Genomic DNA, 10,286 nt, shown 5'->3' with positions numbered 1-10,286 from the left:
GGTGGCGAGGGTTGGGGGGGCTGGGGTGATCTGGAAGAGTTTGTCGCGGCTGGCTGCGCCGGTGCGGAGGGAGACCGTGGCGGGGCGGACGCCCAGTGCCTCGGCCAGGGCGCGGCGGGCCGCCTCGGTGGCCCGGCCGTCGACGGCAGGGGCGTTGACCGCGATGACCAGGGCTGGGCCGTACGGGCCGTCGTACCGGCCACCCACCCGGGCACGGGACGCCCCCGGCTTCACCCGGACGGCGACAGTGAACGTGTCGTCGGCCATCGGATCAGGTCAGCGCCGTCCGGACTGCGACAACAGAGTGGTGTCGGGCGCGCAGTTCGCGCACGGGGTGAAGCCCAACTCGACCGCCTCGGCAACCGGCAGCGGCTCGTGGTCCCGCCCGACCAGATGCGCACACTCGTCCAGGTGATAGCGGGGCCGACCGTCGACCACCCGGACCTCGTCGGACAGCCGGGACACCAGGACGGCCTGCTCCGGGGTGACCTCCTGCGCGGCGGGCTCGTCGTCGTACGCCTCCGCCGTGCCGGCGTTGGTCCCCGGCGCCGCGCCCGCCGGCGAGCCGGGTGGTTGCCGCCACCCGGATGCGCCGGCGTTCGTGGTCGGTGGGACATGCTGCGCCGGAATGGTGACCGACGGGCCACCGGCCGGATCCCGCTGGGTCGTGGACCGGGCGGCAGCCGCCTGGCGGGCGCCGGCGACCAACGCCACCGCAGCCAGCAGGCTGGCACCTATCGAGACGACCAGCAACAGGCTGGATCCGCCGGCCAGGCCGAGCACCAGCAGCGCCACCGCGACGAGGATGAGCGCGAGACTTATGACGATCACGGCTCACCCCCGTCGCGTCGTAGACGATGAGGCAGGGCAAGCGACCGCCGTGACGGCCGCCGCCCGGTTCAGCGACCGGCCTCGAGTGCCCCGGAACGGCCCCCGCCGTAGGAGCCGGCGAGACCTGCGGCGGCCAGCCCGTTGCCGGCCGCGCGGGTGCCTTCCCCACGGGTCATCTCCACCTCCAGGCCCTGGCCACGACCGTCGAGGTCGCGCAGCTGGCTCTCCAGGTAGGCCTTGAGACGGGTACGGTACTCGCGCTCGAACTGCTTGAGCTCCTCGATGTGCTTCTGCAGCGCGGTGCGCTTGGCGTCGAGGCCACCCATGGCTTCCTGGTGCCGCTGCCGGGCGTCGCGCTCCAGCGCGTCGGCCTTGGCGCGGGCCTCGCGGGTGACCTCCTCGGCCTTGGAACGGGCCTCGGAGAGCAGCTGGTCGGCCTCACGACGAGCGTCGGAGACGTGGTCGTCGGCGGTCCGCTGGGCCATCATCAGCACCCGCAGCGCCTGCTGCTCGCCGTCACCGCCCGGCACGGCGCCACCGGTCGCGGCGCGCACCTGCTCCAGCTCGGCCTGCATCGCGCGGGCGGCCTGCTCGGCGGCGGCCTTGTCGCGCTGCACCCGGTCGAGCTGGGCCTTGACGTCGTTGAGCTCGGCCGCCAGGCGGGCGTCACCGCCGGGACCGGCGGGGGCACCGCCCCGTCCCCCGCGCTCCACCTGGGCGCGCAGTTCGTTGTTCTCCTCGATCAGACGGGCGAGTTCGCGCTCGACCTCGTCCAGGAAGGCGTCGACCTCCTCCTCGTCGTAGCCCCGCTTACCGATCGGCGGCTTCTTGAAGGCGACGTTGTGGACGTCGGCCGGGGTCAGCGGCATCGAAACTCCTCGGGTCAGTTGCGGCCGCGATAGCGCGTCGGTCATCAGGCGGTCCTGAAGATCGCCGGCTCTAACACAAACCTCATCAGCACGAACAGGATAACCAGGAGCACAAGGGAGGCCAGGTCGATGCTCACGGTACCAATTCGCAGCGGAGGGATCACACGCCTCAACGCCCAGAGCGGGGGATCAGTGACGCTCCACACGGATTCCAGTCCGGCCGATGCTCCGCGACCAGGCTGCCAGCGCCGCCCGTACTGCAGGACCGCGCTCAGGACGAACCGGGCAAGGAGAATGATCAGGAAGATATAGGTGATCAGGTAGAGCACCTGTAGCAAGATCGACAACACGGCAGGCGACGTCCCTCGGGTCGGGCGGGTCAACTCAGGCTGAAGAACCCGCCCTCGGCAATCTTGGCCTTGTCCTCCGCGGTGACCTGGACATTGGCCGGCGAGAGCAGGAACACCCGGTTGGTCACGCGCTCGATCGTACCGCGCAGCCCGAACGCCAGCCCGGCGGCGAAGTCAACCAGACGGCGGGCATCCGCCTCATCCATCTCGGTGAGGTTGATGATCACGGGAACGCCGTCCCGGAAGTGCTCGCCGATGGTGCGGGCCTCCCGGTAGGTGGTGGGGTGCAGCGTGGTGATCTGGTAACGCTGCTCCTCCTCCTGGACCACGGCCCGCTCGCGGGGCTGCGCCTGCGGCGCCAACGCCAGGTTGTCCCGGGTGTGGTACGTCAGCGCGCCGGACTGCTCCCCCGTCGACCGGGTGATCGAGCGCACGCTGGACCGCTCGACCCGCTCCGGGCGCTCGGAGTCCAGTCGCTCGGACTCGCTCAGCCGGCCGCCGGAGCGCTCGCCGAGCCGCCCCCGGTCGCCGATGCGCGGACGAGGCGCGGGCGGCTCGTCCACCTCGTCGTCCACCTCGTCGGCGAATTCCTCGGCATACCGGCTCTGCCGGTAGCGCGACTCGCGGTAGCCACCCTTGTCGTAGCCACCGTCGTCATAGGCCCGCTCGTCGTCCTCTTCGACAAGTCCGAGCCAGACCCCCGCCTTGCGCAGTGCACCCATCCCCGCGCCCTTCCCGTCCGCCGTGCGGCACACGCCCCCGTACGTGTCGCCTGTCGCGAGTGGACCACTCCTGCCCACCGGACCGGAACGGCAATCCCCTGACGCACAATTCGCGTTGCACGTCACGCCCCCCGGTCGCCGGTAAGGCCGCTCCCACAAACAACACTGATGTAATTTGCTTCCCTCGCGGCCAGGCTACCGCAGCGTGGGACGCATTCCGAGCAACGCGCTGCCGACGCGGACATGTGTCGCGCCGTGGCCGATCGCCGCCTCCAGATCACCGCTCATCCCGGCCGACAGCCCGACGGCCTGTGGATGCTCGGCGCGCACCGTCTCGGCGATGGTGGCCAGGCGCGCGAAGGCCCGCTCCGGCTCCCAACCCAGCGGTGCCACCGCCATCAGCCCGGCCAGCCGCAGTCCCGCCGAGGCGGCCACCGCGGCGGTGACCGGCCCCAGCCCGATGTCCGGGTCGGCGCAGTCCGCCACCGACCCGCCCCGGCTCGGGTCGCCGTCGATGCTGACCTGCACGAACACCTCAAGCGGCCGGTCTCGACGGCCGGTCGTGGCCGCGTCCAGAGCGGACGCCAACCGGACGCTGTCGACGGACTGGACCACATCGGCGTACCGGACCACCGACTTGACCTTGTTGCGTTGCAACCGGCCGATGAAGTGCCAGCGCGGGGCGACCCCGGCCAGGGCGACCTGCTCGGCCTTCGGCGCCGCCTCCTGGTCGCGGTTCTCCCCGACGTCGGTCACGCCGAGCCCGGCCAACGCGATCACGTCGGCCGCCGGGTAGGTCTTGGTGACCGCGATCATGGTCACCTCGGTCCGGTCCCGGCCGACCGCGGCACAGGCGTCGGCGATCCGGGTCCGTACGCGCGCCAGCCCGGCGGCCAGTTCGGCACGCCGGTCGGGACGCACCAGAGAGGCGCTGTCGGTCATGGTCGGTACTCAGGAGCCGTTCTTCAGGAAGTCGGGCACGTCGACGTCGTCGAAGAGCACCCGGCGTGGCGACTGCGGCGTCACGGGGGTGGCCGGCGACGGCACGACCGGCGTGCTCGGCTGCGCGGGCTGGTTCTGGTTGGTCTTGCGGGCCGGCTCGGCCGCCTTGTAGGCGGGCGTGCCACCGTCGAAGCCCGCCGCGATCACGGTCACCCGCACCTCGTCGCCGAGCGCGTCGTCGATGACCGCACCGAAGATGATGTTGGCGTCCGGGTGCGCCGCGTCCGTGACCAGCTGCGCCGCGTCGTTGATCTCGAACAGGCCCAGGTCGGATCCACCGGCGATGGAGAGCAGCACCCCACGGGCACCGTCCATGCTCTGCTCCAGCAGCGGGCTGGAGATGGCCGCCTCGGCCGCCTCGACGGCCCGGTTCTCCCCGCGGGCGCTGCCGATGCCCATCAGCGCGCTGCCCGCGCCGCTCATCACGCTCTTGACGTCGGCGAAGTCCAGGTTGATCAGACCCGGGGTGGTGATCAGGTCGGTGATGCCCTGGACACCGGAGAGGAGCACCTGGTCGGCGGTGCGGAACGCGTCCATCATGCTGATGTTGCGGTCCCCGAGCGCCAGCAGCCGGTCGTTCGGGATGACGATCAACGTGTCGCACTGGTTGCGCAGCTCGTCGATGCCCGCCTCGGCCTGCACCTGCCGCCGCTTGCCCTCGAAGGAGAACGGACGGGTCACCACGCCGATGGTCAGCGCGCCCAACTTACGGGCGATGTTTGCCACCACGGGCGCGCCGCCGGTGCCGGTGCCGCCACCCTCGCCGCAGGTCACGAAGACCATGTCGGCGCCCTTGAGCACCTCCTCGATCTCGTCGCGGTGGTCCTCGGCGGCGTTCTTGCCGACGTCCGGGTTGGCGCCCGCGCCCAACCCCCGGGTCAGTTCACGGCCGACATCGAGCTTGACGTCGGCGTCGCTCATCAGCAACGCCTGCGCGTCAGTGTTGATCGCGATGAACTCGACGCCCTTGAGCCCAACCTCGATCATCCGGTTGACGGCGTTGACGCCGCCGCCCCCGATGCCGACGACCTTGATGACCGCCAGGTAGTTGTGCGGAGGTGTCATCTCCGGTCCTTCCCTTCGAGATTGGCTACTCCCCGACCGGTTACGGCGCGGCCAGACCCATGGTCGACGCGACTGTCACCAGCGAGGTCGAGGGGGTAAACCCTCACCCTCTACTAGAGGGTTACAGTTATGTCAACCACTGATCCTCTTTCGGGCAACGTAGGCGCAGCCGAGCGATGAGCCAAGGACCTTACCGGCGTGTCGCCGGAGGGAGCGCCAAGCGTCACAACCTGATCAACGGCTCACCGGAAGGTGACCACGTCCGGCGCGCTGACGTCGATGCGGGTGGCGTCCTGATCGAGCAGGGCGGTGGCGACGCGGGCCTTGTCCGTACCCCGGGTCGCATCTCCCCAGAAAACCGTCAGATCGCCCCGCAGCCGTACGCTGATCCGGGCCAGACCCTCGACGGTGATCTCGACCAGCTGTTCGCGCAACTCGGGGGTGAGCGCGCCGAGCACCTCCAGACCGGCGTCCGTCGCCGGATCGTCCGGTCCCGGCTCGGCCAGCCGGATCATCGGAAGACCCGCCGGGCGCTCCGACACCGTGCGGAACGCCACCCCGGCGGCGTCGACCACCACGAACTGCTCCCCGCGTGGCACCACCGCCACCGGAGTACGTTCGGTGAGCCGCACCACCAGCGCGTCCGGCCAGTCGCGGTGCACCGTCACCCGCTCCACCGGCGGCAGGGTGCCGATCCGATCGGCCAGCTCGGCCAGATCCACCCGGGCCAGCGGGGCACCGTCGAGCACCCCGGCGGCGTTGCGTACCTGCACGGCGCTCACCAGCTCGGCGCCCTCCACCCGCACCTCGCGTACGCCGAACAAACCGGTGCCCAGCAGCACCCACGCCACCAGGGCGGCCACGGCGAGCACACCGCCGACCACCGCCCACGGCAGCGCCGCCCGCATCCGGCGACGCCGGGCCCGCGCCATGAACCGTCGGGTGGAGGCGGGCACCGCGTCCCGGCCGGCGCGCACCAACTGCCACTGGCGGGCCGGACGCCACCCGCCGCCGCCGTCGACGCCGGTACCGCGCCCGCGAGCCGGACCGGGACTCATTCCGCCACAGGCGCCGCACTGTTGCGCGCGGCGGTGTCGGGAACGGTCCCGCCGATGCTCGTCGATCCGCCGGCCAACCCACCGGCCACCGTGCCGGCCGCCTGCTGCGGATCGGCGGTACGCGCCGTCAACGCGGCAAGCAACTCGTCACCCATCAGCGAGATCGGCGGGGCACCCATGGTCACCACGACGTCGCCGGGGCGGGCCCGACGGGCCACCTCCGCCGGCGCGGCGTCCCAGGAATCGACGAAGACCTTCCGCTCCGCCGGCAACGCCACCGCCTCGATCAGCGCCGCCGACCCCTCCCCCGGGCCGCGCTGCTCACCCGGGCCGAAGACCTCCAGCAACACCAGTTCGTCGGCGATCGCCAACGCCTCGGCGATCTCCGACTGCAGGTCGCGGGTCCGGTAGAGCCGGTAGGGCTGGAAAACGACGAGCAGCCGCCCCTCGCCGGCCACCTCGCGCAGCGTCTGCAGCGCCAGGGTCATCGAGGTCGGATGGTAGGCGTACTCGTCGTAGACGAGGACACCGTCGGCGACGCCCTTGCGCTCGAACCGCCGACGCACGCCGGGGAACGCCGCCAGCGCCGCCTCCGCCGCCTCCAGCGGCAACTCCAGCAGGTACGCGGCCAGCACCGCCGAGGCGCTGTTGAGGGCCATGTGCCGGCCGGGCACCGGCATCCGGAACTCACCGAGCGAGCGGCCGTCGATGTGGGCCAGGTAGCGCACACCCCGCGCCGAGGAGGCCATCTCACTGAGCCGCAGGTCGGCGTCGGCGGACTCGCCGTAGGTGTAGACCCGCCGCCCCTCCGCCCGCAGCGCGGCGGCCAGCCGCCGCCCGCCCGCGTCGTCGGCGCAGGTGATGATGAAGCCGTCCGGATCGGTGAGCCGGGCGAACTCGGCGAAGGTGGCCTCCAGATTGGCCAGGTCGCCGTAGGTGTTCAGGTGATCCGCCTCGATGTTCGTCACGATCGAGACGAACGGCCGGTAGATGAGGAAGGACCTGTCGCTCTCGTCCGCCTCGACCACGAAGTACTCACCGGTGCCGTGATGCGCACCCGAGCCCACCTCGGAGATCTCGCCACCGATCACGAAGGACGGATCGGCACCCGCCTGCTGGAACACCATGGTGACCATGGACGTGGTGCTGGTCTTGCCGTGCGTGCCGGCGACCGCCACCGTACGCCGGCCGGTCATCGCGGCGGCCAGGGCCTCCGAGCGGTGCAGGACCCGCAGGCCACGCCGACGCGCCTCGACCATCTCCAGGTGATCGGCCGGGATGGCCGAGGAGTAGACCACCGTGTCGACACCGTCGAGATTGGCCGGCTCGTGCGTCATGTGGATGGTCCCGCCGAGCGCCCGCAGCCCGGCCAGCGACGGCCACTCGCGCAGTTCGCTGCCGGAGACCGGCAGCCCCCGGGTGAGGAACAACCGGGCCAGGCCGCTCATGCCGACCCCACCCACCCCGATCAGGTGGATGTGACCCAGATCCTCCGCCGTCAACGTACCCGCCGGACTGAACGTCTTCATTGGGACACCGCCTCGTAGACGAAGTTGAGCAGGGCCTCGTCGCCATCGCGGCGGCCGTAGGCCGCGGCGGCGGTGCCCATCGCGTGCAGCCGCTGCGGGTCGCGGATCAGCGGGATCACCGTACGCTCCAGCCAGTCCGGGGTGAGCTCGCTGTCGTCGACCAGCAGGCCGCCGCCGGCCTCGACCACCGGCAGCGCGTTGCGCTTCTGCTCCTGGTTGCTGTGCGGGTACGGCACGTAGATGGTGGGCAGGCCGATGGCCGCCACCTCCGCGCAGGTCATCGCACCGCCCCGGCCGAGCATCAGGTCGGCGGCGGCGTACCCGGCGTCCATGTCGGACAGGTACGGCAGGGTCACGTACGGCACCGGCAGGTCGGTCGGAATCGGCACCGGCTCGTTGCGGGCTCCCATCACGTGCAACACCTGGATGCCGTTGCGGGCCAACTCCTTTGCCGCACCGGCCACCGCGAGGTTGATCGACCGCGCGCCCTGCGAGCCGCCCGCGACGAAGAGCACCGGCAGATCCGGGCGGAGCCCGAAGTGGGCGCGGGCCGCGCCACGCATGGCCACCCGGTCCAGCCCGGCGATGTTGCGCCGCAGCGGCACACCGACCACCCGCGCCTCCCGCAACGACTCGGCCTGGGCGGGCTGGTGGGGGAAGCCCACCGCCACGTTCTTGGTGAACTTCATGCCCAGCCGGTTGGCCACCCCCGGCGGCACGTTCACCTCGTGGATCACGATCGGCAGCTCCCGCCGCCAGGCGGCCAGGTACGCCGGCACGGAGACGTACCCGCCGAAGCCGACGACCACCTCGGCGCGTACCTCGTCGATGACCTTGCCCGCGGCGCGGGCCGCGGTCCACATCCGGCCCGGGGTACGGACCAGGTTCATGTTGATCGACCGAGGGAGCTGGTACGCCGGGATGTTGCGCAGGTCGTAGCCGGCGGGCGGGATCAGCTGATTCTCCAGGCCCTTCGGTGTGCCGAGACAGGTGATCCGGACGCCGGGGTCGTGTCGGCGTAGGCAGTCGGCGAAGGCGAGCAACGGGTAGATGTGTCCCCCGGTGCCACCGCCCGCGAGCACCACCGAACGCAGCGGACCCATCAACGTCTCCTCTCGCTCGCCACCGACCCACTGCGACCCCGGCCGTCCCGGGCGCCACGCGGTGCGGCCTGGTCGTCCGCACGCCGCTTGCGGGCCCGGGGTACGGATCCTCGGGCAGCCGGCGGCGACGCCGCACGGCGACGCCGGCCGGGAAGCGGCGGCAACGGAGCCCACACTAGTCGGACCCATCGGGCGGGCGGGCGGGCATGCAGGGCTCGGGCCGCATCGGGTTCCGCACGGGCGAAGGACGCCAGCATGCCGACCGCCGCGAGGGTCACGACAAGCGCGCTGCCGCCGACCGAGATGAACGGCAGCGGTACGCCGGTCAATGGCAGCAGGCCGATCACGCCGCCGATGTTGATGAAGGCCTGCCCGATCAGCCAGGCGGTGACGCCCGCTGCCGCCAGCCGCCGGAACGGATCGTCGACCCGTCGGGCGATCCGCAGGCCGGTGTAGGCCAGCACGGCGAACAAGGTGACCACCACGGCGCAGCCGACCACGCCGAGTTCCTCGGCGATCACCGCGAAGATGAAGTCGTTCTCGGCCGCCGGCAGCCAGTCCCACTTGCTGCGCCCCTGCCCCAGCCCGGTGCCGAACCAGCCGCCGTTGGCGATGGCGTACCGGGCCTGCACCATCTGGTAGCAGAGTTGCTCCCGGCACTGCTCCAGCGGCGGAGGGCTGACGAACATGGTCAGTCGTTGCAGTCGGTAGTTCTCCTCACCCCGGACCCCGGAACCAGCGCCGAGGGAGGCCACCGCCACCAGCAGGCCGATGCCGGCCAGGCCGATCGCGCTGAGCGTGGCGAAGACCCGCAGTCGCACCCCGGCCGCCCAGAGCAGGCCGATGACCAGCGCCATCAGACAGAGCATGCTGCCCAGGTCGTTGTAGCCGACCAGGACGAACATCAGGCCCACCACCGGGAACAGTGGGGTGGCCAACTCCCGCCACCAGCCCAGCGCCGCGCCCTTGCGGGCCAGCACGTACGCCCCCCACAGCACCAGCGCGAACTTCGCCAACTCCGAGGGCTGCAGCCCGAGGCCACCGACGTACAGCCCGAGCAGCTCGGCCTCCAGCGGCCCGATCCTCGCCTCAGCGCCGGTCAACCGCCCGTACGCCACAAGCAGGTTCAACAGCACCAGCAGTCCCACCGCGATGGCCAGCACCGGCCGCCCCAACGCCCGGTAGGTGCGTGCCGGCAGGCGCTGGCAGACCCAGAACGCCACGATGCCGATCACCGCGAAGATCGCCTGCTTGACCAGCGAGGCCGAGGCGTTGCCGCCCGCCGCGTAGTCGCGCACGCTGGTGGCCGAGAAGACCATGGTCAGGCCGATCAGCAGCAGCAGCCCCGTGCTGGCCAGCAGCAGATGGTACGAGGCCAGCGGCCGGGCCAGCAGGCCCTGCAACGCGGCCAGGCCGCCCAAGGCGTCAAGTCCATGCCACGGCCCACCGGGCGTCACCGGCCCCGGCGCACCCGCCCCGGCCGTACGCCCGGCACCGCTGGTGGTCGATCCCGCCGCCCGTACCGTGTCCCCGGTCCGTTCGGCCTCAGCCACCCGCCCAGCCTCCGCCACCGCGCCCGCCTTCGCCGCACCAGCCGCCGCACCCGCACCAGGCGCCACACCACCGGTCCGCCGCCGCCGACCGTCGTCCGCCCCGCCGCTGTCTCCCCGCGCCTCCCCCACAGCGCCATCATCGCCGCTGCCACCACCTGACACCCCCGGTATCCCCCACTCGGCGTGTCGCACCCCGCCCCCACC

The 10,286-nt window shown here is 71.8% G+C and carries 11 protein-coding genes; all 11 read right to left on the bottom strand.

The genetic code is table 11. From position 1 onward, the window contains the following. Positions 1–267, bottom strand: a 267-nt coding sequence (locus tag C1A38_RS29480; protein WP_102660954.1) for a DUF167 domain-containing protein, incomplete at its 3' end; no start/stop codon positions are given. Positions 268–276: 9 nt separating this feature from the next. Next, entirely contained in the window at positions 277–831 is a 555-nt protein-coding gene (locus C1A38_RS29475) for a hypothetical protein (protein ID WP_102660953.1), read from the bottom strand. 68 nt (positions 832–899) lie between these two features. Further along, positions 900–1,700, bottom strand: a complete 801-nt coding sequence (locus C1A38_RS29470; protein WP_102660952.1) for a DivIVA domain-containing protein — start codon at positions 1,698–1,700, stop codon at positions 900–902. A 44-nt stretch (positions 1,701–1,744) separates the two neighbouring features. Next, positions 1,745–2,050 carry a YggT family protein gene (locus C1A38_RS29465; RefSeq protein ID WP_102660951.1) on the bottom strand — a complete coding sequence of 102 codons (306 nt, stop codon included), beginning with the start codon at positions 2,048–2,050 and terminating at the stop codon, positions 1,745–1,747. A gap of 29 nt (positions 2,051–2,079) precedes the next feature. Further along, positions 2,080–2,772, bottom strand: a complete 693-nt coding sequence (locus tag C1A38_RS29460) for a cell division protein SepF (protein WP_102660950.1) — start codon at positions 2,770–2,772, stop codon at positions 2,080–2,082. 195 nt (positions 2,773–2,967) lie between these two features. Beyond that, complete coding sequence (locus tag C1A38_RS29455; protein WP_102660949.1) at positions 2,968–3,714, bottom strand: YggS family pyridoxal phosphate-dependent enzyme; 747 nt, start codon at positions 3,712–3,714, stop codon at positions 2,968–2,970. 9 nt (positions 3,715–3,723) lie between these two features. Beyond that, on the bottom strand, positions 3,724–4,839 hold the full coding sequence (gene ftsZ, locus C1A38_RS29450) for a cell division protein FtsZ (RefSeq protein ID WP_013735081.1): 1,116 nt from the start codon (positions 4,837–4,839) through the stop codon (positions 3,724–3,726). Between the two features lie 242 nt (positions 4,840–5,081). Then, positions 5,082–5,897, bottom strand: a complete 816-nt coding sequence (locus tag C1A38_RS29445; protein WP_102660948.1) for a cell division protein FtsQ/DivIB — start codon at positions 5,895–5,897, stop codon at positions 5,082–5,084. Next, the gene (gene murC, locus C1A38_RS29440) at positions 5,894–7,426 is read right to left on the bottom strand and encodes a UDP-N-acetylmuramate--L-alanine ligase (RefSeq protein WP_102660947.1); all 1,533 of its coding nucleotides are present in this window, start codon (positions 7,424–7,426) and stop codon (positions 5,894–5,896) included. Before murC ends, C1A38_RS29445 begins: the two co-directional genes overlap by 4 nt. Continuing rightward, the gene (gene murG / locus C1A38_RS29435; protein WP_102660946.1) at positions 7,423–8,529 is read right to left on the bottom strand and encodes an undecaprenyldiphospho-muramoylpentapeptide beta-N-acetylglucosaminyltransferase; all 1,107 of its coding nucleotides are present in this window, start codon (positions 8,527–8,529) and stop codon (positions 7,423–7,425) included. The genes murC and murG overlap by 4 nt, the downstream gene beginning before the upstream one ends. Further along, a complete protein-coding gene (locus C1A38_RS29430) occupies positions 8,529–9,941 on the bottom strand; it encodes an FtsW/RodA/SpoVE family cell cycle protein (RefSeq protein ID WP_233197101.1) in 1,413 nt (470 codons plus the stop codon). Before C1A38_RS29430 ends, murG begins: the two co-directional genes overlap by 1 nt. Positions 9,942–10,286: the final 345 nt, after the last annotated feature.

Source organism: Verrucosispora sp. ts21, assembly GCF_002879555.1.
Classification (GTDB): Bacteria; Actinomycetota; Actinomycetes; order Mycobacteriales; family Micromonosporaceae; genus Micromonospora; species Micromonospora gifhornensis.
This window is presented reverse-complemented; position numbering and strand designations above follow the sequence as displayed.